This is a genomic window from Enterobacter sp. BIDMC92 (assembly GCF_001030225.1).
GTDB classification, from domain to species: Bacteria; Pseudomonadota; Gammaproteobacteria; order Enterobacterales; family Enterobacteriaceae; genus Enterobacter; species Enterobacter sichuanensis.
Map to the genome: position 1 here is coordinate 4375914 of NZ_KQ087598.1, position 22442 is coordinate 4398355.

The following is a 22442-nucleotide window of genomic DNA, read 5'->3' on the forward strand; positions in this document are numbered from 1 at the left end:
GGCTCCCGAAAAAAATGCCGCCCTATTCTACTCAGATTCCCGCGCTTCGCTCACTACTTTGGCAAAGATAGCGTTTAACGCGCTGAGATCGCCCGTTGCGCCGCTCCGGTTAGCCGCCACCCAATCTTCGGGATCGATATCGCGCCAGTCCAGCGCGTAACCCGCATGGATCGCCAGCTGCTCAAAGAAAACACGCTGAGCAATACCGTTACCGCTGGCAAAAGGGTGCAGCATGTTGATTTCACAATAATAATGGCTAATACGTTCTATAAACGCCGCTTTCTCCAGACCAACCAGATACTTTTCGCTTTCCAGCGCCGCCATCAGTTCGTTGCCCATCTTTTCGATGTACTCGAAATGGCAGAAAGGAATGTCGCCCTTAAAAATATCGTCAGTACGCAATTCGCCAGCGTGCTTCCACTCTCTGCGGTAGAGATGGCGGTGAATAAGGCACAGATGGGGCAAACCGGGAGCGGAAGGCCCAAGCTCCAGCGTTTCAATATGGGGATCGGAAGGACCATGACCTTTTTCAAGGAGACAACTGGCCTGAAAATTGACGTTACGCTGCTGCTCCCAGAGACGGGATTTTTGCTTGTCGGTGAGTTTTTTCACTTAACGCCTCCCTGAATATGTCCGTTTGCCACAAGTATAAGCAGCAAAACGCGCTTTCGCAGGGAGGGCTAACAACACGGGCAAGGATCGCCCGTGTCGAAACAGGTTACGGCAGAACTTTCGCGGAGAGGATCACGACAGGTTTTGACGGCACATTCTGGTACGGGCCAACGTCATGGGTAGGAACCTGAGAAATCTTGTCCGCCACGTCCATCCCTTTCACCACTTTACCGAACACCGCATAACCGAAGTCGCGCTGGCCGTGGTCGAGGAATGCGTTATCCGCCACGTTGATAAAGAACTGGCTGGTCGCGCTGTCTTTATCCGCGGTACGCGCCATGGAAATGGTGCCGCGAGTGTTCAGCAGACCGTTATCTGCTTCGTTTTTAATCGGCGGGTTCGGCTGTTTCTGCTGCATCTGCTCATTAAAACCACCGCCCTGCACCATAAACCCAGGGATCACGCGGTGGAAGGTGGTGTTGTTGTAGAAACCACTGTTCACATAGTCGAGGAAGTTTTTCACAGAAACCGGAGCTTTCTGGCTATTCAGTTCCAGCTCAATATTCCCGGCGGAGGTGGTCAGCAGAACGTGAGGGTCCCCTTTTGCTGCCAGCGCAGCAGGGGAAACGGCAGAAAGAGCAAACACAGCTGCGACAGCCGCCAGTGTTGATTTGAGCATGAGAATTCCTTAACAAAGCGCAGTATATAAAGCGAATGGCTTGATTCTAAAGAGCAGTATGAACGGAGACCAGCCTTTTACCTAATTTTACGAAATTGAAACAGTTGTAACCACGCAAACGATTGGTTCCGGCGGCTTTTTATGTGATCAAGATCACATAAAAAACTGCAATGAAGTTCGAATTTCTCTTAAAAGATATGAATAGATCACTTTAATGTCTAAAATCTGCCCGCTCTCAGCGCCCGATGGGCGCTTTTCTTATTTTGAACAGGCCAGACATGACTAACAGCAATCGCATCAAGCTCACATGGATCAGCTTCTTCTCCTACGCCCTGACCGGCGCGTTGGTGATCGTCACCGGGATGGTGATGGGAAATATCGCAGACTACTTCCATCTGCCCGTTTCCAGCATGAGTAACACCTTCACCTTCCTCAACGCCGGGATCCTGATCTCCATCTTCCTGAATGCCTGGCTGATGGAAATCGTGCCACTGAAAACGCAGCTGCGTTTTGGTTTTGTGCTGATGGTCGCCGCCGTGGCGGGTCTGATGCTGAGCCACAGCATCGCCCTGTTCTCCGCCGCCATGTTTGTACTCGGTCTGGTCAGCGGCATTACCATGTCGATCGGGACCTTCCTGATTACCCATATGTATGAAGGCCGTCAGCGTGGCGCGCGCCTGCTGTTTACCGACTCCTTCTTCAGCATGGCCGGGATGATTTTTCCGATGGTGGCTGCCGTTCTGCTGGCGCGCAGCATTGAGTGGTACTGGGTGTATGCCTGCATCGGCCTGGTCTACGTGGCGATCTTTATTCTGACTTTCGGCTGCGAGTTCCCGGTGCTGGGCAAAAAAGCGCAGACCACGGCAGAGCCTGTCGCGAAAGAGAAATGGGGGATCGGCGTACTGTTCCTCTCCATCGCCGCCCTGTGCTACATCCTCGGCCAGCTGGGCTTTATCTCCTGGGTACCGGAATACGCCAAAGGCCTGGGCATGAGCCTGAACGACGCGGGTAAGCTGGTGAGTGATTTCTGGATGTCTTACATGTTCGGCATGTGGGCGTTTAGCTTCATCCTGCGCTTCTTCGATCTGCAGCGCATTCTGACCGTACTGGCGGGCCTGGCAACCGTGCTGATGTATCTGTTCATCAACGGTTCACCGGAACATATGCCGTGGTTTATTCTGACCCTGGGCTTCTTCTCCAGCGCGATCTACACCTCGATCATTACTCTGGGCTCCCTGCAGACCAGGGTGGCCTCGCCGAAGCTGGTTAACTTCGTTCTGACCTGTGGCACCATCGGCACCATGCTGACCTTCGTGGTCACCGGCCCAATCGTCGCCCACAGCGGCCCGCTGGCCGCGCTGCACACGGCGAATGGTCTGTACGCCGTGGTGTTTATCATGTGCTTCATCCTGGGCTTTGTGACCCGCCACCGCCAGCATAACGCTGCAGCGGCGACGCACTAATCCCGTCCCCCTCTGCCCTACACAGAGGGGGTGTTTCTGGCAAAGCTCACCTCTTCTCCCCCGTTATCCATCTGGATCCAGGTCTGCGCCAGCTGTGTGGTGGCAATAATTCGTCCCTGACGAATGGACCAGCGCACCGGCACCTGACAGCGTACCGCTTCAAACCCGCTCTCCGCAGGCAGAATAATCAGGTTCGCCGGGTTACCCGTCTCAATCCCGTAATCGCTCAGGCCAAAGGTTCGGGCACTGTTATGGGTGATCAGGTTCAGGCCGCTGTCGATTTGCGGATAGCCCATCATCTGACAGACGTGCAGCCCCATATGCAGCACCTGCAGCATATTGCCGGTACCAAGCGGGTACCACGGGTCAAAGACATCATCATGGCCAAAGCAGACGTTAATGCCCGCCGCCTGTAGTTCTTTCACCCGGGTGATGCCGCGACGCTTCGGATAATCATCGAAGCGCCCCTGCAGGTGGATATTGACCAGCGGGTTCGCAACGAAGTTAATCCCCGACATTTTCAGCAGTCGGAACAGCCGCGAGGTATAGGCGCCGTTGTAGGAGTGCATGGCGGTGGTGTGGCTGGCCGTTACCCGTGCGCCCATACCGGCCTCATACGCCAGCGTGGCCACCGTCTCGACAAAGCGAGACTGCTCGTCATCAATTTCATCGCAATGAATATCCAGCGGACGGTCATATTTCTTCGCCAGCTCAAAGGCGATATGCAGCGACTGCACGCCGTACTCGCGGGTGAACTCAAAGTGGGGGATCGCCCCCACCACATCCGCACCCAGCCGTAATGCCTCTTCCAGCAGCGCCGCGCCGTTCGGGTAAGAGAGGATACCTTCCTGCGGGAACGCGACGATTTGCAGGGTCACCCACGGCGCAACCTCCTGCTTCACTTCCAGCATTGCCTTCAGGGCAGTGAGCGTCGGGTCGGAGACATCCACATGAGTGCGGACAAACTGGATCCCGTTGGCGATTTGCCACTTCAGCGTTTTCCACGCCCGCGCTTTCACGTCGTCATGACTGAGTAGCGCCTTGCGCTCCGCCCAGCGCTCAATGCCCTCAAACAGCGTTCCGGACTGGTTCCAGTTCGGCTCGCCCGCCGTCTGGGTGGTATCAAGATGGATATGCGGCTCAATAAACGGGGGAATAGCCAGCCCACCGCGCGCATTTAACACTTCATAGCTTTCGGTATGGGTGTCATCCATGGGGGTGATGTCACCAAATCGCCCGTTCTCAATGGCAAGCTGCCACAGCCCTTCCCGACCCGGTAAACGAACATTCTGAACAAGCCATAACGGTGTAGTAGACATATCTTTCCCCTAAAAACGCAGCTGCTGGACAGGCGTATCGATTTTTGCAAAACCGCCCCTGATTTGTACACAAATTCAACTAACCCGAAAAGCCTGCGATTTCCATAACTTATAAAAATCCTGACAAATCAGTCATATACCACCTAAGGAGTAGGCGAAGACGTATTTGATTTGCATCAATAAGCGCCCCTGCTGAATCGTTAAGGTAGGCGGTAATAGAAAAGAAATCGAGGCAATAATGAGCAAACTCAGACTCGCTATCATCGGTAACGGCATGGTCGGTCACCGCTTTATTGAGGATCTTCTCGATAAAGCCGATGCCGCTCAGTTCGATATTACCGTGTTCTGTGAAGAACCCCGCAAGGCGTACGACCGTGTGCACTTATCTTCCTATTTCTCCCATCATACTGCCGAAGAGCTCTCACTGGTGCGTGAAGGGTTCTACGAGAAGCATGGCGTAAAGGTGCTGGTGGGCGAACGCGCTATCACCATCAACCGTCAGGAGAAAGTGATCCACTCCAGCGCCGGGCGTACGGTTTTTTACGACAAGCTGATCATGGCGACCGGCTCTTATCCGTGGATCCCGCCGATTAAAGGCGCTGAAACGCAGGATTGCTTCGTCTATCGTACCATTGAAGATCTCAACGCCATTGAGTCCTGCGCTCGTCGCAGTAAACGCGGTGCGGTGGTGGGTGGTGGCCTGCTGGGCCTGGAGGCCGCGGGCGCGCTAAAAAACCTCGGCGTTGAAACCCACGTCATCGAATTTGCTCCGATGCTGATGGCCGAACAACTCGACCACATGGGTGGCGACCAGTTACGTCGCAAAATCGAAAGCATGGGCGTGAAGGTTCACACCAGCAAAAACACCAAAGAGATCGTGCAGGAAGGCACCGAAGCGCGCAAAACCATGCGCTTTGCCGACGGCAGCGAGCTGGAAGTTGACTTCATCGTCTTCTCCACCGGGATCCGCCCGCGCGACAAGCTGGCAACCCAGTGCGGTCTGGCCGTCGCCCAGCGCGGCGGGATCATGATTAACGGCACCTGCCAGACCTCCGATCCGGATATCTACGCCATTGGCGAATGCGCCAGCTGGAATAACCGCGTGTATGGTCTGGTGGCGCCGGGTTACAAAATGGCGCAGGTCGCCGTGGACCACATCCTCGGCAATGAAAACGCCTTCGAAGGCGCGGACCTGAGCGCCAAGCTGAAGCTGCTGGGCGTGGACGTTGGCGGTATTGGCGATGCACACGGCCGCACGCCGGGTGCCCGCAGCTACGTTTATCTCGATGAGAGCAAAGAAGTTTATAAGCGCCTGATCGTCAGTCAGGACAACAAAACCCTGCTTGGGGCGGTACTGGTGGGTGACACCAGTGATTACGGCAACCTGCTCCAGCTGGTGCTGAACGCCATCGAACTGCCGGAAAACCCGGACGCACTGATCCTCCCGGCGCACGCCTCCAGCGGCAAGCCGTCTATCGGCGTGGATAAACTGCCGGACAGCGCGCAGATCTGCTCCTGCTTTGACGTCACCAAAGGCATGCTCATCTCTGCCATTAACAAAGGCTGCCACACCGTTGCGGCGCTGAAAGCGGAAACCAAAGCCGGCACCGGCTGCGGCGGCTGTATTCCGCTGGTCACCCAGGTGCTGAACGCCGAGCTGGCGAAACAGGGCATCGAAGTGAACAACAATCTGTGCGAGCACTTCGCGTATTCTCGCCAGGAGCTCTACCATCTGATCCGCGTGGAAGGCATCAAGTCCTTCGACGAACTGCTGGCGAAGCACGGCCAAGGCTACGGCTGTGAGGTATGTAAACCCACCGTCGGCTCCCTGCTGGCCTCCTGCTGGAACGAGTATGTACTCAAACCCGAGCATACGCCGCTGCAGGATACCAACGACAACTTCCTGGCCAACATCCAGAAAGACGGTACCTACTCCGTGATCCCACGTTCCGCCGGTGGCGAAATTACCCCGGAAGGGCTGGTGGCGGTGGGCCGTATCGCGCGTGAATTTAACCTGTACACCAAAATCACCGGTTCCCAGCGTATCGGCCTGTTTGGTGCGCAGAAAGACGATCTGCCGGAGATCTGGCGTCAGCTGATTGACGCTGGCTTCGAAACCGGTCACGCGTACGCCAAAGCGCTGCGTATGGCGAAAACCTGCGTGGGCAGCACCTGGTGCCGCTACGGCGTCGGCGACAGCGTCGGTTTCGGCGTGGAGCTGGAGAACCGCTACAAAGGCATCCGTACGCCGCACAAAATGAAGTTTGGCGTCTCGGGATGTACCCGTGAATGTGCGGAAGCCCAGGGTAAAGACGTAGGGATTATCGCCACCGAAAAAGGCTGGAACCTGTATGTCTGCGGTAACGGCGGGATGAAACCACGCCACGCGGACCTGCTGGCCGCGGATCTCGATCACGACACGCTGATTCAGTATCTCGACCGCTTCATGATGTTCTACATCCGTACCGCCGATAAGCTGACCCGTACCGCCTCCTGGCTTGATAATCTGGAAGGCGGCATCGACTACCTGAAATCGGTCATTATCGACGACAAGCTGGGCCTGAACGAGCATCTGGAAGCGGAGATGGCACGACTGCGTGAGGCGGTGATTTGCGAGTGGACTGAAACCGTCAACACCCCGGCGGCACAGACGCGGTTCAGACATTTTATCAACAGCACTCAGCGCGACCCGAATGTGCAGGTTGTGCCAGAGCGTGAACAGCATCGTCCGGCGACACCGTATGAACGTATTCCGGTCACGCTGGTGGAGGAAAACGCATGAGCCAGTGGATAACCATCTGCGATATTAACGACATTCTCCCCGCAACCGGCGTCTGCGCACTGCTGGGCAACGAGCAGGTTGCGATTTTCCGCCCCCGCCACGATGAACAGCTCTTTGCCATCAGCAACATCGATCCGTTCTTCGAGGCCAGCGTGCTCTCCCGTGGGTTGATTGCGGAGCATCAGGGCGAATTGTGGGTCGCCAGCCCGCTGAAAAAGCAGCGCTTCCGTTTACGTGACGGACTGTGCATGGAAGATGAAAACTACTCGGTGAAGCACTACGACGTTCGCGTGAAGGACGGCAAGGTGCAGCTACAGGGCTAATTCCCTCGCCTTTTCAATATGAAAAGCTTATGACCCCTTATGGGTAACGGCAGGAAAAACCGTATATTTTCGGCGATTCCTGCTGTTATCCTGACGTCAATTCCTGTTCCTCCATGAATGCTGTGAGGTAATGTCGTGGATCACCTGCCGATTTTTTGTCAATTACGCCATCGCGACTGCCTGCTTGTGGGCGGCGGCGATGTGGCTGAGCGCAAAGCGCGCCTGCTGTTAGAGGCGGGCGCCCGACTGACCGTCAACGCCATTGCCTTCGCTCCTCAGTTTAACGTCTGGGCCCAGGAAGGGATGCTGACGCTGGTGCAGGGAGAGTTTGATGAATCCCTGCTGGAGACCTGCTGGCTGACCATTGCCGCGACGGATGACGATGCAGTGAACCAGCGGGTCAGCGATGCCTGTGAAGCACGCCGTATCTTCTGTAACGTGGTGGATGCGCCGAAAGAAGCCAGCTTTATCATGCCATCGATTATTGACCGTTCACCGCTGATGATCGCTGTGTCATCCGGGGGCCGCTCGCCCGTTCTGGCGCGCCTGCTGCGGGAAAAACTGGAAGCCCTGTTGCCGCAACATCTCGGTCAGATTGCCCACTACGCAGGGCAACTGCGTTCACGCGTGAAGCAAACCTTCGCGACCGTTGGCGAGCGTCGTCGTTTCTGGGAAAAATTCTTTGTGAATGACCGCCTGGCGCAGTCGCTGGCGAATCAGGACAGTAAAGCGGTTGAAGAGACAACGGCGCAGTTACTCGCTGAGCCGCTGGATCATCGGGGCGAAGTGGTGCTGGTCGGTGCAGGTCCTGGCGATGCGGGCTTGCTGACGCTGAAAGGCCTGCAGCAGATCCAGCAGGCGGATATTGTGGTGTATGATCGTCTGGTCTCGGATGACATCATGAACCTGGTACGCCGCGACGCTGACCGCGTCTTCGTGGGCAAACGGGCGGGCTACCACTGCGTACCGCAGGAGGAGATTAACCAGATCCTGCTGCGCGAGGCGCAAAAGGGAAAACGCGTGGTGCGCCTGAAAGGGGGCGATCCGTTTATCTTCGGTCGCGGCGGCGAGGAGCTCGAAACCCTGTGTAACGCGGGCATTCCCTTCTCCGTGGTGCCGGGCATTACCGCGGCATCCGGCTGTTCAGCGTACGCGGGTATTCCACTGACCCACCGCGATTACGCCCAGAGCGTGCGTCTGGTGACGGGCCACCTGAAGACGGGCAGCGAACTGGACTGGCACAACCTCGCCGCCGAAAAGCAAACGCTGGTGTTCTACATGGGGTTAAACCAGGCCGCCACCATTCAGGCGAAGCTGCTGGAGCACGGCATGGCGGCAGATATGCCCGTCGCGCTGGTCGAAAACGGAACCGCCATTACGCAGCGCGTGGTGGATGGCGTACTGACGCAGTTAGGCGAACTGGCGCAGCAGGTTGAAAGCCCGGCGCTGATTGTGGTTGGCCGTGTGGTTGAGCTGCGCGACAAACTCAACTGGTTCTCAAATCACTAACGCACACTCTTCCTTTCCGGAGTAGTCCTGAAGCGGACTACTCCCCTCTTACCGCTGTCGATAACATACCGCCCCGAAGTGGAACTTTTCCCTTTATTCCCTTGAGTGACATCTGATTTTCGTTTTTAAGACAAGGAATGCGTATGTTTAAACTGGCAAAAGCCGCCGTTCTGGTCGGCCTGTTAACCACTCTGACGGCCTGCACCGGTCACGTCCAGAACACCAAAAACAACTGCAGCTATGATTATCTGCTGCACCCGGCGATCTCCATTTCGAAGATCATCGGTGGTTGCGGCCCGGCGGCACAGCAGTAAGCGTTTTTCAGGCGTAAAAAAACCGGGGGTTCCCCGGTTTTTTTGTTTGTGCGGTTTTTTGTCGGGTGGCGGCTCCGCCACCCGGCAAAGCAGACTTAAGGCTTCGCAACAAACCCAATCGCTTCGTACACCGCTTTCAGGGTTTCGGACGCGCGGGCGCTGGCTTTTTCCGCCCCCTCTTTCATCACTTTCTGCAGGAAGGCTTCGTCGTTGCGATAGCGGTGATAACGCTCCTGCAGCTCGGTCAGCATGCCGGAAACGGCATCTGCCACTTCGCCTTTCAGGTGGCCGTACATCTTGCCTTCGAAGTGCTGTTCCAGCTCAGGGATGCTCTGGCCGGTAACACCGGAGAGAATATCCAGCAGGTTGGAAACGCCCGCTTTATTCTGCACATCGTAGCGCACCACAGGCGGCTCGTCAGAGTCGGTCACTGCGCGCTTGAGTTTTTTCACGACCGATTTCGGGTCTTCCAGCAGGCCGATAACGTTGTTGCGGTTATCGTCAGACTTGGACATCTTCTTGGTCGGCTCCAGAAGCGACATGACGCGGGCACCCGATTTCGGAATAAACGGCTCTGGCACTTTGAACACCTCGCCATAAAGCGCGTTAAAGCGCTGGGCGATATCGCGGCTCAGCTCCAGGTGCTGCTTCTGGTCTTCACCCACCGGCACCTGGTTCGTCTGGTACAGCAGAATGTCTGCCGCCATCAGCACCGGATAGTCAAACAGACCGGCGTTGATGTTTTCCGAGTAGCGCGCGGATTTATCCTTGAACTGGGTCATGCGGCTCAGTTCACCAAAATAGGTGTAGCAGTTCAGCGCCCAGCCCAGCTGCGCGTGCTCTGGCACATGGGACTGAACGAAAATGGTGCTTTTCTCAGGGTCGATCCCGCAGGCCAGATACAGGGCGAGGGTGTCCAGCGTGGCTTTACGCAGCTTCTCAGGATCCTGACGGGCGGTAATCGCATGCAGATCCACGATGCAGTAAATGCAATGGTAATCATCCTGCATGCTGACCCACTGACGTAACGCACCCATGTAGTTACCAATGGTCAATTCACCTGAAGGCTGTGCGCCACTAAAAACGATGGGCTTAGTCATTATTCAATTCCTGATGTTCACTGTGCGAAAGCCCGAGAGCGGGCAACAAATCTTTGAAGTGGTCGAACACAACATCCGGCTCACTTAGCGTGATGGCCTCACCGTAGTTGTAGCCATAGGTTAATCCGACGGAAGGACATCCAGCCGCTCGGGCAGCCAGAATATCATTGCGTGAATCACCGACAAAGAGCAGCTCCGCAGGTGTTAAGGATAATTTTCCTGCCACCAGCAACAGCGGTTCCGGATGCGGTTTTTTGTTTTGCACATCGTCTCCGCCCACAATCACGGAGAAATACTTCGCGATATCCAGCGCTTCCAGCAGCGGTGCCACAAACGGCGTGGGTTTGTTGGTCACCAGCCCCATCGGAATGCCCTTCGCGTGCAACACGCTCAGCGTTTCCAGAACGTCCGGGAACAGGAAACTGCCCTCCTCGACGGTCTCTTCATAGAAACGATCGAACAGTTTGCGCAGAATACGCAGTTGCTCTTCCTGTGGGATGTCCGCATGGTCAACGCTCGGTTTACCCTGTGCAGAACGCTGCGATGCGCGCTCCTGACGCGCCCAGGTCAGCGCGCGTTCCATCAGGACATCAGCGCCGTTGCCAATCCACGTGACGACACGATCTTCACCCGCCACGGGCAGCTCAAGGGCATACAGCGCCTGGTCTACGGCACTCGTTAAGCCTGGCGCGCTGTCGACCAGCGTGCCGTCGAGGTCGAATGCCACACCCCGAATTGCCTGCAATTTATCCATGACTTACCTTCGCCAGCTCACGGCGCATTTCATCAATGACTTTTTTGTAATCCGGTTGGTCGAAAATCGCCGAACCTGCAACGAACATATCCGCGCCCGCTGCCGCGATTTCACCAATGTTATTGACTTTCACCCCGCCGTCCACTTCCAGACGAATATCGTAACCTGACTCATCAATACGACGGCGTACTTCACGCAGCTTATCCAGCGTGTGAGGAATAAACGACTGACCACCAAAGCCCGGGTTAACGGACATCAGCAGGATCACGTCCAGCTTATCCATCACATAGTCGAGATAGCTCAGCGGCGTTGCCGGGTTAAACACCAGACCTGCTTTACAGCCGTTCTCTTTGATGAGCTGCAGGGTGCGATCCACATGTTCAGAGGCTTCCGGATGGAAGGTGATGATGCTGGCGCCCGCTGCGGCGAAATCCGGCACGATACGGTCAACCGGTTTCACCATCAGATGCACGTCAATCGGGGCGGTAATGCCGTAGTTACGCAGCGCCTTAAGCACCATTGGGCCAATGGTCAGATTGGGAACGTAGTGGTTATCCATCACGTCGAAATGGACAACATCTGCGCCAGCCGCGAGAGCTTTAGCGGTGTCTTCACCCAGGCGGGCAAAATCGGCCGACAGAATTGAGGGAGCAATCAAAAACTGTTTCATCCGCATCTCCTTGAAATGTGTTTACCGGCGGGCAAAACGGCTCAGGGGCGATAAAGAGCCAGGAGTTCGTCCACCTTTTTACGTGTGCCGCCGTTGCTGCTAATGCTACGCCGCACTTTAACCTGAAAATGCGTCGCGGCTTTGTACCATTCGCGCGTATCAGGGGTATCGTGATTCGAAATTAACACCGGAATTCTTTTACTGACCAGCTTTTCCGCCATCTCCGCCAGGCGGGCCTGTTCGGCCGGGCTGAAGCTGTTGGTGTGATAGGCGGTGAAATTCGCTGTCGCAGACAGCGGCGCGTACGGAGGGTCACAGTAAACCACCGAGTTTACGCCTGCCAGCTCCATACACTCTTCATACGAGAGGCAGTGGAATTCCGCATGCTGTGCTTTTTCGGCGAAGTGATACAGCTCGTCCTGCGGGAAATAGGGGCGCTTATAACGGCCAAACGGCACGTTAAATTCCCCACGAAGATTATACCGGCACAGACCGTTATAACCATGTCGGTTGAGATAGAGGAACAACAGCGCCCGGCGGAACGGATCCTGACTCTGGTTAAACTCCGCACGGAACTGGTAGTAAACGTCCGGGTTATTGTTCTCCGGCGTAAACAGTTTGCGCGCCTCTGCGACATACTCTTCGGTACGCAGCTTAACGATGTTATAGAGGCTGATAAGGTCGCTGTTGATATCCGCCAGGATATAACGCGAAAAATCGGTGTTCAGGAACACCGATCCCGCGCCAACGAAAGGCTCGATAAGACACTCGCCCTCAGGCAGGTGCTTTTTAATATCATCGAGCAGGGGGTATTTCCCCCCTGCCCATTTCAGAAAAGCGCGATTTTTTTTCATGCTGACTAACTGATTACACCTTCTCCGGCTGTGGAGAAAGCTCCGACAGCATCCTGCGCTTTAAACATTACTTCAGATCGGCCTGAACCTGATGAATCGGCTTCGCCCATGGGTTTTTTGCCTGAACATCAGCAGGCAGGGCCGCCACAGCACGTTTTGCTTCATCTTTGGATGAATACACACCGCTGACCAGCACATACCACGGCTGACCGTTACGGGTCGTCTGATAAACCACATAGTTTTTCAGATTTGATTTCTTCGCCCAACTGTTGAGGTTGTCATAGTTAGACGAACTGCTCAGCTGCAGCGTGTAATTGCTGGATGGCGCAGACTTCAGCGAACCGACGTTGCCTGCCGTTTTACCTGCCGCGCTGCTGGATGCTGTTGCCGTCGCGGCTGGAGCCGTGGTGGCAGCCGGTGCCGTGGTGGTCGCCGATGCTTTCGGCGCGGTCTGCGTGACAGGCGCTTTTGCAGGCTCGCTCACCGCAGCCGTTTCAGTGTGTTTCGGCTGTGCCGGTACGGTTTTCACTTCAGGCGCTTTTACCACAGCCTGAGGTTTGGTTTCACGCTTAGGCTCAATTACCGCCTGCTTACGTTCAGGACGCGTGGTGGTTTGCGTCTGACGCGGTTTGGTTTCCGTCGCCGCCGTTTGTGGCTGAGCGTTAGCGTTAGCTCCGCGAATCGGGGCAACCGTTGCAGGTTCAGTTGGCAGCGTAGAGTTAACCACGACGTTATCAACCTGCTGCTGATTCTGCGGCTGCGTCAGGGCATTGTTCAGGTCACCCTGAACTTCTACGCGCTGCTGGCCTTCAGGCGTAACAGGTGCCTGACCCTGAGCGGGGGTTGAAGATACGGGCGGCAGAGAAACATCCTGCGGCGCAGTGGTATTGCCTGCCGTCTGCTCTGCGGAGGTGGTTCCCGGTGCAGGCTGTGCGCCATTCGCCTGATCGCTTGCATCGTTACCGGAAAGGTTGATGCTCTTCTCAGCGGAAGCGGTTTGCTCGGTTGAGTTCGATGACGGTGCTTTTAGCGCGGAGCCAATGCCAACAATTAGCAGCACCAGCACCAGAACGCCAAGGCCCATCATGATGTACTGACGGGAGGCTGGTTTTGGCGCAGCGGCTTTTTTACGTTTACGCGGGCGACGCTCTACAGGCTCTTCGTCCATTGAATCTTCTTCGGACTCATAATCCTCTTCTTCTCGCTCATCACGCGCGTTGCGGCTGCGCGAAGGGCGACGATCGTCTGCATCCAGATCAACATCGTCAAAGTTGATCTGCGGCTCGTTATCACGTTCTGAAGATTGACGAGAACGACCAGTACGACGATCGCTGGGATCGGGTTTCAGCTCGTCTTCTGGTTTGAATTCATCCATTTAACACCCCACTCAAAGGCTTATGCCAACGACTTTGCATTTCACCTGAAGCTAAACGACCACCTGCAACAGTGGCCTGACCTTTCTAGTTGTTACGCCTGCTGACAATCAGCGATAGCGCCAAGAACGACATCGTGCGGCACTCCGCCGCGTACTTCACTCTTCCCTATTGCAAGCGGGAGTACAAGACGCATCTCGCCTGCCAATACTTTTTTATCGCGCATCATGTGGGGTAAATACGCGTGTGCCGACATCTCCTGCGGCCCGGTTACCGGCAAACCAGCACGCTCAAGCAGCGCAACAATACGTGCCGTCTCTTGCGGTTTGAACTGGCCAAGACGTTCAGAGGTGCGGGCGGCCATCACCATGCCAGCCGCGACAGCTTCACCGTGCAGCCAGTTGCCGTAACCCATTTCGGCTTCAATCGCGTGACCAAACGTATGCCCAAGATTCAGTAAAGCACGTAAGCCCGTTTCACGCTCGTCCGCAGCGACAACTTCTGCTTTCAGCTCACAACAACGACGAATGCAGTATGCAAGCGCAGCCTCATCCAGGCGCAGCAGCGCATCCATATTCTCTTCAAGCCAGTTAAAGAACTCGCCATCCAGAATAATGCCGTATTTGATCACTTCCGCCAGACCAGAAGCCAGCTCGCGCGCCGGCAGGGTTTTCAGACAGTCGAGATCCACCACCACCGAGGCAGGCTGGTAGAACGCGCCAATCATGTTTTTGCCGAGCGGATGGTTAACGGCCGTTTTGCCACCAACAGAGGAGTCGACCTGAGACAGCAACGTGGTCGGGATTTGAATAAAGCGAACACCACGCTGATAGCTTGCGGCCGCAAAGCCGGTCAGATCGCCCACAACACCGCCGCCCAGGGCAAGCAGTGTTGTATCGCGACCGTGCGGTTTTTGCAGCAAGGCGGTAAAGACGGTATCCAGTACCGTCAGGCTTTTATACTGCTCGCCATCGGGGAGAATCACACTGTCGACTTTAACGCCCGCCTGCTCAAGCAGGTGGCGTACACGGTCGAGATAAAGCGGAGCCAGCGTCTCATTGGTGACCAGCATCGCCTGATCACCCGCTTTCAGTGGTAAAAAGGAAGCTGGGTCGTTAAACAAACCAGCCGCGATGGTGATAGGGTAACTACGTTCCCCGAGAGTAACTGTAATCCTCTCCATGACGCGACATCCACCTTTAATGCTTTTACCCGCAGGCGAGTGTATATAAAGCCAGAATCAGTTGCTTTCCAGCATATGAATAATCTGGTTTGCAACCACTTTAGCGCTCTGATCGTCAGTACGAATGGTCACATCAGCAATCTCTTCATACAGCGGATTGCGTTCATCGGCCAACGCTTCCAGAACTTCGCGTGGTGGCGTTTCAACCTGCAGCAGCGGGCGCTTTTTATCGCGCTGCGTACGTGCCAGCTGTTTCTCAATGGTCGTCTCAAGATAGACCACTACGCCACGGGCGGAGAGACGGTTGCGGGTTTCGCGAGATTTCACAGAGCCGCCGCCTGTTGCCAGTACGATGCCCTGTTTTTCCGTGAGTTCGTTGATCACTTTTTCTTCTCGGTCACGGAAACCTTCTTCGCCTTCTACGTCGAAAACCCAGCCCACATCAGCTCCGGTTCGTTTCTCAATCTCTTGATCAGAATCGTAAAATTCCATATTGAGTTGTTGAGCTAACTGACGCCCAATAGTGCTTTTGCCGGCACCCATAGGCCCAACCAGAAAGATATTGCGTTTCTCTGCCATTTTATCGGTACTACTAAGACTATTCGTTAATGGTAATCCCCGCTTCGCAGACACCCGGCGTAGCAGGACATGAACTGAAACCTCATATGCAATAGAGCGAGAGTCAGACTAAAAATTATCTCAATACTCCGGCTTGTTTGGCAACTGATTAAATCACCGCGCCGGGCGCATAAGGTAATAAGACGTAAGTCCAACTCAAATCGGTACTCCTTGTATGCTAATTCATGCCCCACGTCAAACATCTGCAACAAACTGAATGCAAAATCATTGCGGGGATCGTTACCCGTCAGTGAATACCGACCAGACGCGGTGTAATAAACACCACTAATTCACGTCGTTCCTGGTCTTTCCCGTCATGGTGAAAAAGCGCCCCCAGCCAGGGGATGTTCCCCAACCCCGGCACGCTGTCACTGCCGGTTTTGTTCTTCTGCGAAAAAATTCCGCCCAACGCCAGCGTTTCTCCACTTTTTACCTCAACCTGCGTCTCTATCTCTTGTTTGTCGATAGCCAGCGTTTCGCCGTCAGCCTGCTGCAGGACCTGTCCTGGCATATTTTCGCTGATGTGCAATTTCAGGCGCACGCGTCCCCCCGGCAATACCACTGGCGTCACTTCCATCCCCAGTACGGCCTCTTTGAACTCCACGGAGGTGGCGCCGCTTTCCCCGCTGGAGACCTGATAGGGGATCTCGCTCCCCTGTTTGATACTGGCTGGCTGCATATGCGAGGCCAGCAGTCGCGGGCTGGCAATAATATCGACCTGCTGTTTTTGCTCCAGCGCAGACAGTTCCAGATCCAGCAGCCGACCGTTGATCCGCCCGATATTAAACCCCACGTGGCTGGTGGCGCTGGCCACGGACAGATCGCTGCCAAGCGTCGTGAGCTGTCCCACCTTCCCCGCGTCGGTGGCATCGGCGAGCGCCCACTTCACCCCCAGTTCACGCAGGCTTTTTTCAGTCATGGTCACAATATGCGCCGCCAGCTCTACCTGCTCGACGGGAATGTCCATCTGACTGGCCCAGCGCACCAGCGTATCCACCACCGTCTGGCTATCCCGGATCAGCAGGCGATTGGTCCGTTTGTCGACAGATAAACTTCCCTTTGGGCTCAGGAGTTTTTCCGCTGCTTTTTGCAGTTCTCCGGCATCGGCATAGGAAAAAGGGATGCTATGTGAAACCAGCGGCGCATCAAGCTGTCGACGCGTCTTCTCCTGTTCTGAACGTTCCCGCTGTTCACGCTGCCAGGCTGTGGTATGGACGTAGAAAATGCCCCCTTCCTCGCGCAAAACGAGTCCGGCGCTGGAGACAACCGTTTGTAGCGCCTGTCGCCAGGGGACATGCGTCAGGTTGAGCGAAAGCGTGCCGCTGACATCAGGCGATACCACCAGATTACGGCTCTCCTGAGTGGCCAGCGCCTGCAACACCTGAACGACCGGAACATCATCCACCACCAGCGTGACCGGCTTTGGCGCGGCGGCCCACAGCGGATGGCTGAACATCAGCAGCAACAGCGTTATCCGTAAATTCATTCTTCTCAATTCCTTCTCGTTGCCACGTCCACTGAACGGGTTCACAGGTGTCTCCCACCTCAACAACCAGTTCCGATTCAGTAATGGCGGTTATTTGCCAGCCCGCCGGGAAGCGCTCATCCATTTTTAGTCGGTGCCAGCGCTTTTGCCCATCCTGCAAAATGCCGATAGCCTCGCGTCCTCCCACCATGCCGCGATAGCGCCACTGCGTCAGTTCACCCGTCGCGCAGGGATCGTCCGGTGGGCGAAAGGGATCGCGCATGCCGGTCAACAGCAATACTGAGCACACCAGCCAGTATCGTGTGCTATTTCGCATGATCCAGCTCCAGCCGCAGGCGTAACGCCTTACCTTCAGGTGCAATAGCGAAAGCCGCAACCTCGACATCCCGCTGCGCCAGCCGGGAAAAAAGCCCCGGAATGGCCTGCCACTCCGCCTCCAGCGTCAGCTCTCCTCCGTTCTGCAGCGGCTTCCAGTGAACCAGCGTCGTCTCATCCCTCTGAAAATCAAGCGGCGAAAACGGCTTCATTTCTGGTGCTTGCGCAGTTTCTGTGCGAAGCGGCACCGAGCGGACGACAGGCCATAACGATGCGTTGGTCCTCGCCTCCTGGATCAGCTGGTTTTCTCGTTCAGCACACTGCCTCTCTACCGGTCTGAGCAGGGTGCCCCACGCAGCGAGCCCTGCCAGGAAAGTGCTCAGACACCAGCAGAGACCGCGGATCCAGGGACGGCTTTCGCACCAGCGTTCCAACAGGATATTCACGCGTTACCCCTCGCTAAGATGAAAGGTGAACGACCAGCGCCCCTGGCTATCCTGCCGAAGCTCACCCGCTGTCCCGGGCGTAAAGCCCGGGAGTTGCCCAAGCGCATCACGTAGCGCAGACAGGGCCGGCAGGGTGGTGGCAAACCCGGTAAACATCAGAGCGGGAGGCTGGTAGCGCAGTTCCGTCAGCCAGACCTGCGCAGGAAGGGTGGCGGACAGCGACTCCAGCACCGGCTGCCATGCGCGCCGCTGGCGTCCGGGGCTTTGCACGGGTGTCGCGAGTCTCTGGCGAGCAACGAGGCCGTGCTGCACGGACTGTATCCCCGTCAGATCCGTTTGCAGGGCGTGCAGCCGCAAAAGCGGGGTCATCCGCAAACAGGCGATGGTCGTGACCATCAACAGCGCCGTGCAGACAAACGTTGCTCCCCAGAAACGCAGGCATCGCGCGCGCCGCTGCTGCCGCCACGGCAGAAAATTCGTGAGGCTCATGCGGGCACCTCACTCATGGCTAACGCCAGCGCAACGGTATAGTCCGCGCCGCATTCCGGTAACGGGGCATGGCATCGGTGCAGGGTTTCCCATGGGTTACGTCGGCTATCAAACAGCGCAATATCCGCCGGCTCCACGGCCAGCAGCGCTGAGAGCTCAGCCACGTTTTCAGCTTCTGCGGCAACACGGCGCCCCCACTGGTGGCGCATCGCCCAGAGCCACTGCCGTTCATCCCGCCAGACGACACACTGCGCCGGTGCCACCGCCGGAAGAAGATTCTTCAGCGCACTGGCATCCGGGGTAATGGTTGCCAGCCGCAAACGTAACGTTTTGGCCAGCGTAAGCAGGGTTTCGACCTCGTTGTTTTGTGCCGCAGTCACGTGAAATGTGCTGCTGAAGGTGTCCTGCGCGTAATCGAAACAGAGCGTATCGGCAGACATCTCCAGCTCCCGTGCCAGCGCCGCGCCAAGCCATGAGATCTGTTCGCTGTCGCGCAGCGCAATGGCCGGGCGGGGAAGCGATCTTTGCAGGGTGCGCGCTGCCGGAAAAGAGAGAAAAACCCGGTGATAGTGCGGCAACGTTTTCCGCCAGTCGCGTAACGCATCAATCAGCTGTTCTGGCTGATAAATCTTGCCGTCACCAATGATCCCTTCGGCCAGAGGAACAGCCCACCAGCGGCGAAGGCACCAGCCCGACTTCTCTCTTACCAGCGCGACGATCAGTACCCTATCCTGTTGAATATGAACGCCCGTTTGCCATGTTTTAAAAGCCATGTTTCACGATCTCCTTATCGCCCGTCGCCTTGACGGCTATATCAATGAATCAGGCTTGCCTTTATACTACCGCGCGATTGTTTAGAAACTGCCCAAGTGAAACCAAATGGGAAATCTCCGGTGAAGTTCGTAAAGTATTTATTTATCCTTGCAGTCTGTTGCATTCTGCTGGGAGCAGGCTCGATTTACGGTTTATACAAATATATTGAGCCACAGCTACCTGATGTCGCCACGCTTCGCGATGTGCGTCTCCAGATCCCGATGCAGGTCTATAGCGCCGATGGCGAATTAATGGCGCAGTATGGCGAGAAGCGTCGTATCCCGCTGACCTTAAACCAAATTCCGCCAGTGATGGTGAAAGCCTTTATCGCCACAGAGGACAGCCGTTTTTACGAGCACCACGGTGTCGATCCGGTGGGGATTTTCCGTGCCGCGAGCATTGCGCTGTTCTCCGGCCATGCCTCCCAGGGGGCAAGTACCATTACGCAGCAGCTGGCGCGTAACTTCTTCCTCAGCCCTGAAAAAACGCTGATACGTAAGATCAAAGAGGTGTTCCTTGCGATCCGTATTGAGCAGTTGCTGAGCAAAGACGAGATCCTTGAGCTGTACCTCAATAAAATCTACCTGGGCTACCGTGCCTATGGCGTGGGGGCGGCCGCGCAGGTGTACTTCGGTAAGCCTGTTGAGCAGCTCACCCTAAGCGAAATGGCAACCATCGCCGGTCTGCCAAAAGCACCGTCAACCTTTAACCCGCTCTACTCGCTCGATCGCGCCACCGCGCGTCGCAATGTCGTCCTGTCACGTATGCTGAGCGAAGGCTACATTAGCCAGAGTGAGTACAACCAGGCGCGCAACGATGTCATTGACGCCAACTACCATGCCCCGGAGATCGCCTTCTCTGCCCCTTATCTGACCGAAATGGTTCGCCAGGAGATGGTGAACCGCTATGGCGATAAGGCCTATGAAGATGGCTACCGCGTTTACACCACCGTCACCCGCAAAGTGCAGCAGGCGGCTCAGGACGCGGTGCGCAACAACGTGATGGATTACGACATGCGTCACGGCTATCGCGGCCCGTCAAACGTGCTCTGGAAAGTGGGCGAAAGCGCGTGGGACAGCAAAAAAATCACCAGTACGCTGAAAGCGCTGCCGACCTATGGTCCGCTCCTTCCGGCCGTGGTGACGCAGGCCGATCCTCAGGAAGCCGTGGCAACGCTCGCGGATGGGACGTCCGTCTCCCTGCGTTTGGAGGGGATTCGTTGGGCGCGTCCGTACCGTTCGGATACCCTGCAGGGGGCAACACCGCGTAAAGTGACTGATGCAGTCCAGACCGGACAACAAATCTGGGTGCGCAAGGTGGGCGATGCCTGGTGGCTGGCACAGGTGCCGGACGTCAACTCCGCCCTGGTCTCCATCAACCCGCAGAATGGCGCCGTGCTGGCGTTGGTCGGTGGATTCGATTTCAACCAGAGCAAATTTAACCGCGCCACTCAGGCGCTGCGTCAGGTGGGTTCCAACATTAAGCCGTTCCTCTACACGGCGGCAATGGATAAGGGCCTGACCCTGGCCAGCATCCTTAACGACGTGCCTATCTCCCGCTGGGATGCCGGAGCAGGTTCCGACTGGCAGCCGAAGAACTCCCCTGCGGAATATGCCGGCCCTATTCGTCTTCGTCAGGGTCTGGGACAGTCGAAAAACGTGGTGATGGTGCGAGCCATGCGCGCGATGGGCGTCGACTATGCCGCTGAATATCTGCAACGCTTCGGTTTCCCGGCGCAGAACATCGTGCGTACCGAATCGCTGGCGTTAGGCTCTGCGTCGTTCACCCCGCTTCAGGTGGCGCGTGGATATTCCGTGATGGCCAACGGCGGCTTCCTGATTGACCCGTACTTCATCAGTAAAATTGAGAACGATCAGGGCGGCGTACTGTTTGAGGCGAAGCCGAAAATTGCCTGTGCAGAGTGCGATATTCCGGTGATTTACGGTAATACACCGAAATCTGACGTGCTTGAGAACAAGGACATGGAAGACCCTGCCGTGTCGCAGGAGCAGCCGAACGGCGTTGTACCGCAGCCACAGCTGGAACAGGCGAACCAGGCGCTGGTCGCACAGACTGGCGCGCAGGAATATGCCCCGCATGTGATCAATACCCCGCTGTCATTCCTGATCAAGAGTGCGCTGAACACCAACATCTTCGGTGAACCCGGCTGGCAGGGTACCGGCTGGCGCGCAGGGCGTGATTTGCAGCGCCATGATATCGGCGGTAAAACGGGGACCACCAACAGCTCGAAGGATGCCTGGTTCTCGGGTTACGGCCCGGGCGTGGTGACCTCGGTGTGGATCGGTTTCGACGATCACCGCCGTGATTTAGGTCGTACAACGGCGTCTGGCGCGATTAAAGATCAGATTTCCGGCTACGAAGGCGGCGCGAAAAGCGCGCAACCGGCCTGGGATGCCTACATGAAATCGGTCCTTGAAGGTGTGCCGGAGCAGCCGCTGACGCCACCGCCGGGCGTGGTGACGGTCAATATCGACCGCAGCACGGGCCAGCTCGCCAACGGCGGCAACAGCCGCGAAGAGTATTTCATCGAGGGCACGCAGCCAACCACACAGGCGGTGCATGAGGTGGGTACTGAGATTATTGATAACGGCGAAACGCACGAGCTGTTCTAAATATAAAATTGCCCGGTATAAACCGGGCAAAACATCGCAGGCCGGGTCAGGCGAAGCCGCCACCCGGCTTTTTTATGGACTACAGTCGCCCCTGCCCCTTCAGCCACTCCCGGACCAGGAACAGCGCGCTCACGTTGCGAGCTTCATTGAAGTCAGGGTCTTCGAGCAGATCCATCAGATGCGCCAGCGGCCAGCGAACCTGCGGCAGCGGCTCCGGCTCGTCCCCTTCCAGCGATTCAGGGTAGAGGTCTTCAGCCACCACGATATTCATTTTGCTGGAAAAATAGGACGGTGCCATGCTCAGTTTTTTCAGGAACGACAGCTCATTCGCACCAAAACCCACCTCTTCTTTCAGCTCGCGGTTTGCCGCTTCAAAGACGGTTTCGCCCGGATCGATAAGCCCTTTCGAGAACCCAAGCTCGTAAGATTCCGTTCCCACAGCGTATTCGCGGATCAAAATCAGATGATCGTCGACAATCGGAACTATCATCACCGCTTCGCGCGACGAGGGGCGCATACGCTCATAAACGCGACGCACACCGTTGCTGAACTCCAGGTCCACACTTTCGACATTAAACAGGCGCGATTTAGCGACAGTTTCAACATTCAGAATGGTGGGTTTTTGTAGTGGTTTGCTCATCTTGATGGGTCTTAGCAGTGAGAACTGGCGTTATTGTGCGATACGCTGCACGGTTTCGGCAATGTCA

Annotated in this window: 22 protein-coding genes; 6 read left to right on the forward strand and 16 right to left on the reverse strand. The window is 56.2% G+C overall.

What is annotated here, in order from left to right:
• Positions 1-27 precede the first annotated feature (27 nt).
• A complete protein-coding gene (locus SP99_RS20615; protein ID WP_047959605.1) occupies positions 28-612 on the reverse strand; it encodes a putative adenosine monophosphate-protein transferase Fic in 585 nt (194 codons plus the stop codon).
• 106 nt (positions 613-718) lie between these two features.
• A complete protein-coding gene (gene ppiA / locus SP99_RS20620) occupies positions 719-1291 on the reverse strand; it encodes a peptidylprolyl isomerase A (protein WP_025758075.1) in 573 nt (190 codons plus the stop codon).
• Between the two features lie 278 nt (positions 1292-1569).
• Between ppiA and tsgA the strand changes: the two genes are divergently transcribed.
• Complete coding sequence (gene tsgA, locus SP99_RS20625) at positions 1570-2754, forward strand: MFS transporter TsgA (protein WP_047959606.1); 1185 nt, start codon at positions 1570-1572, stop codon at positions 2752-2754.
• Between the two features lie 17 nt (positions 2755-2771).
• Here the strand turns inward: tsgA and SP99_RS20630 are convergent, their stop codons facing one another.
• Positions 2772-4073, reverse strand: coding sequence for a cytosine deaminase (locus SP99_RS20630; protein WP_047959607.1), 1302 nt, complete (start codon positions 4071-4073; stop codon positions 2772-2774).
• 238 nt (positions 4074-4311) lie between these two features.
• Here SP99_RS20630 and nirB point away from each other — a divergent pair, with 238 nt between their 5' ends.
• The 4 genes from nirB to SP99_RS20650 all read left to right on the forward strand — a co-directional run bounded on the left by nirB (position 4312) and on the right by SP99_RS20650 (position 9001).
• Positions 4312-6855 carry a nitrite reductase large subunit NirB gene (gene nirB / locus SP99_RS20635; RefSeq protein WP_047959608.1) on the forward strand — a complete coding sequence of 848 codons (2544 nt, stop codon included), beginning with the start codon at positions 4312-4314 and terminating at the stop codon, positions 6853-6855.
• Positions 6852-7178, forward strand: a complete 327-nt coding sequence (gene nirD, locus SP99_RS20640) for a nitrite reductase small subunit NirD (RefSeq protein WP_025758081.1) — start codon at positions 6852-6854, stop codon at positions 7176-7178. Before nirB ends, nirD begins: the two co-directional genes overlap by 4 nt.
• Before the next feature lie 135 nt (positions 7179-7313).
• Positions 7314-8687 carry a siroheme synthase CysG gene (gene cysG / locus SP99_RS20645; RefSeq protein WP_047959609.1) on the forward strand — a complete coding sequence of 458 codons (1374 nt, stop codon included), beginning with the start codon at positions 7314-7316 and terminating at the stop codon, positions 8685-8687.
• Between the two features lie 143 nt (positions 8688-8830).
• Entirely contained in the window at positions 8831-9001 is a 171-nt protein-coding gene (locus SP99_RS20650; protein WP_003861638.1) for a YhfL family protein, read from the forward strand.
• A gap of 95 nt (positions 9002-9096) precedes the next feature.
• On the opposite strand, the gene trpS is transcribed toward SP99_RS20650, so the two are convergent.
• The 12 genes from trpS to SP99_RS20705 all read right to left on the reverse strand — a co-directional run bounded on the left by trpS (position 9097) and on the right by SP99_RS20705 (position 19062).
• Positions 9097-10101, reverse strand: a complete 1005-nt coding sequence (gene trpS / locus SP99_RS20655; protein WP_020687783.1) for a tryptophan--tRNA ligase — start codon at positions 10099-10101, stop codon at positions 9097-9099.
• Positions 10094-10855, reverse strand: a complete 762-nt coding sequence (gene gph / locus SP99_RS20660; RefSeq protein WP_025758086.1) for a phosphoglycolate phosphatase — start codon at positions 10853-10855, stop codon at positions 10094-10096. The genes trpS and gph overlap by 8 nt, the downstream gene beginning before the upstream one ends.
• Positions 10848-11525: a ribulose-phosphate 3-epimerase gene (gene rpe, locus SP99_RS20665; protein ID WP_024907923.1), complete on the reverse strand. Its 678-nt coding sequence runs from the start codon at positions 11523-11525 to the stop codon at positions 10848-10850. Before rpe ends, gph begins: the two co-directional genes overlap by 8 nt.
• Before the next feature lie 41 nt (positions 11526-11566).
• Positions 11567-12379 (reverse strand): adenine-specific DNA-methyltransferase, encoded by an 813-nt coding sequence (dam, locus tag SP99_RS20670; protein WP_025758088.1) that lies wholly within the window; start codon positions 12377-12379, stop codon positions 11567-11569.
• A 67-nt stretch (positions 12380-12446) separates the two neighbouring features.
• On the reverse strand, positions 12447-13754 hold the full coding sequence (gene damX / locus SP99_RS20675) for a cell division protein DamX (protein WP_047959610.1): 1308 nt from the start codon (positions 13752-13754) through the stop codon (positions 12447-12449).
• Positions 13755-13846: 92 nt separating this feature from the next.
• Positions 13847-14935, reverse strand: a complete 1089-nt coding sequence (gene aroB, locus SP99_RS20680) for a 3-dehydroquinate synthase (protein ID WP_025758090.1) — start codon at positions 14933-14935, stop codon at positions 13847-13849.
• Between the two features lie 57 nt (positions 14936-14992).
• Positions 14993-15514: a shikimate kinase AroK gene (gene aroK, locus SP99_RS20685; RefSeq protein WP_003861630.1), complete on the reverse strand. Its 522-nt coding sequence runs from the start codon at positions 15512-15514 to the stop codon at positions 14993-14995.
• 286 nt (positions 15515-15800) lie between these two features.
• Positions 15801-17039 (reverse strand): DNA uptake porin HofQ, encoded by a 1239-nt coding sequence (hofQ, locus tag SP99_RS20690; RefSeq protein WP_047959611.1) that lies wholly within the window; start codon positions 17037-17039, stop codon positions 15801-15803.
• A complete protein-coding gene (locus tag SP99_RS23285; protein ID WP_053060170.1) occupies positions 16951-17355 on the reverse strand; it encodes a HofP DNA utilization family protein in 405 nt (134 codons plus the stop codon). The genes hofQ and SP99_RS23285 overlap by 89 nt, the downstream gene beginning before the upstream one ends.
• The gene (locus tag SP99_RS20695) at positions 17345-17800 is read right to left on the reverse strand and encodes a HofO family protein (RefSeq protein WP_047959612.1); all 456 of its coding nucleotides are present in this window, start codon (positions 17798-17800) and stop codon (positions 17345-17347) included. The genes SP99_RS23285 and SP99_RS20695 overlap by 11 nt, the downstream gene beginning before the upstream one ends.
• A gap of 3 nt (positions 17801-17803) precedes the next feature.
• Positions 17804-18289, reverse strand: coding sequence for a PilN domain-containing protein (locus SP99_RS20700; protein ID WP_047959613.1), 486 nt, complete (start codon positions 18287-18289; stop codon positions 17804-17806).
• The gene (locus tag SP99_RS20705; protein WP_047959614.1) at positions 18286-19062 is read right to left on the reverse strand and encodes a hypothetical protein; all 777 of its coding nucleotides are present in this window, start codon (positions 19060-19062) and stop codon (positions 18286-18288) included. The genes SP99_RS20700 and SP99_RS20705 overlap by 4 nt, the downstream gene beginning before the upstream one ends.
• A 120-nt stretch (positions 19063-19182) precedes the next feature.
• Here SP99_RS20705 and mrcA point away from each other — a divergent pair, with 120 nt between their 5' ends.
• Entirely contained in the window at positions 19183-21735 is a 2553-nt protein-coding gene (mrcA, locus tag SP99_RS20710; RefSeq protein WP_047959615.1) for a peptidoglycan glycosyltransferase/peptidoglycan DD-transpeptidase MrcA, read from the forward strand.
• A gap of 79 nt (positions 21736-21814) precedes the next feature.
• Here mrcA and nudE read toward each other — a convergent pair whose 3' ends face one another.
• Entirely contained in the window at positions 21815-22375 is a 561-nt protein-coding gene (gene nudE / locus SP99_RS20715; RefSeq protein ID WP_008503041.1) for an ADP compounds hydrolase NudE, read from the reverse strand.
• Positions 22376-22442 lie beyond the last annotated feature (67 nt).

What these genes read in the sequence shown, in the direction of transcription:
- ppiA (WP_025758075.1), bottom strand. Translation starts at nt 1,291, where the DNA reads ATGCTCAAATCAACACTGGCGGCTGTCGCAGCTGTGTTTGCTCTTTCT.
- SP99_RS20650 (WP_003861638.1), top strand. Translation starts at nt 8,831, where the DNA reads ATGTTTAAACTGGCAAAAGCCGCCGTTCTGGTCGGCCTGTTAACCACT.
- trpS (WP_020687783.1), bottom strand. Translation starts at nt 10,101, where the DNA reads ATGACTAAGCCCATCGTTTTTAGTGGCGCACAGCCTTCAGGTGAATTG.
- SP99_RS20705 (WP_047959614.1), bottom strand. Translation starts at nt 19,062, where the DNA reads ATGGCTTTTAAAACATGGCAAACGGGCGTTCATATTCAACAGGATAGG.
- gph (WP_025758086.1), bottom strand. Translation starts at nt 10,855, where the DNA reads ATGGATAAATTGCAGGCAATTCGGGGTGTGGCATTCGACCTCGACGGC.
- rpe (WP_024907923.1), bottom strand. Translation starts at nt 11,525, where the DNA reads ATGAAACAGTTTTTGATTGCTCCCTCAATTCTGTCGGCCGATTTTGCC.
- SP99_RS20700 (WP_047959613.1), bottom strand. Translation starts at nt 18,289, where the DNA reads ATGAGCCTCACGAATTTTCTGCCGTGGCGGCAGCAGCGGCGCGCGCGA.
- dam (WP_025758088.1), bottom strand. Translation starts at nt 12,379, where the DNA reads ATGAAAAAAAATCGCGCTTTTCTGAAATGGGCAGGGGGGAAATACCCC.
- tsgA (WP_047959606.1), top strand. Translation starts at nt 1,570, where the DNA reads ATGACTAACAGCAATCGCATCAAGCTCACATGGATCAGCTTCTTCTCC.
- nirB (WP_047959608.1), top strand. Translation starts at nt 4,312, where the DNA reads ATGAGCAAACTCAGACTCGCTATCATCGGTAACGGCATGGTCGGTCAC.
- aroB (WP_025758090.1), bottom strand. Translation starts at nt 14,935, where the DNA reads ATGGAGAGGATTACAGTTACTCTCGGGGAACGTAGTTACCCTATCACC.
- SP99_RS20630 (WP_047959607.1), bottom strand. Translation starts at nt 4,073, where the DNA reads ATGTCTACTACACCGTTATGGCTTGTTCAGAATGTTCGTTTACCGGGT.
- hofQ (WP_047959611.1), bottom strand. Translation starts at nt 17,039, where the DNA reads ATGAATTTACGGATAACGCTGTTGCTGCTGATGTTCAGCCATCCGCTG.
- nirD (WP_025758081.1), top strand. Translation starts at nt 6,852, where the DNA reads ATGAGCCAGTGGATAACCATCTGCGATATTAACGACATTCTCCCCGCA.
- SP99_RS23285 (WP_053060170.1), bottom strand. Translation starts at nt 17,355, where the DNA reads ATGCGAAATAGCACACGATACTGGCTGGTGTGCTCAGTATTGCTGTTG.
- nudE (WP_008503041.1), bottom strand. Translation starts at nt 22,375, where the DNA reads ATGAGCAAACCACTACAAAAACCCACCATTCTGAATGTTGAAACTGTC.
- damX (WP_047959610.1), bottom strand. Translation starts at nt 13,754, where the DNA reads ATGGATGAATTCAAACCAGAAGACGAGCTGAAACCCGATCCCAGCGAT.
- aroK (WP_003861630.1), bottom strand. Translation starts at nt 15,514, where the DNA reads ATGGCAGAGAAACGCAATATCTTTCTGGTTGGGCCTATGGGTGCCGGC.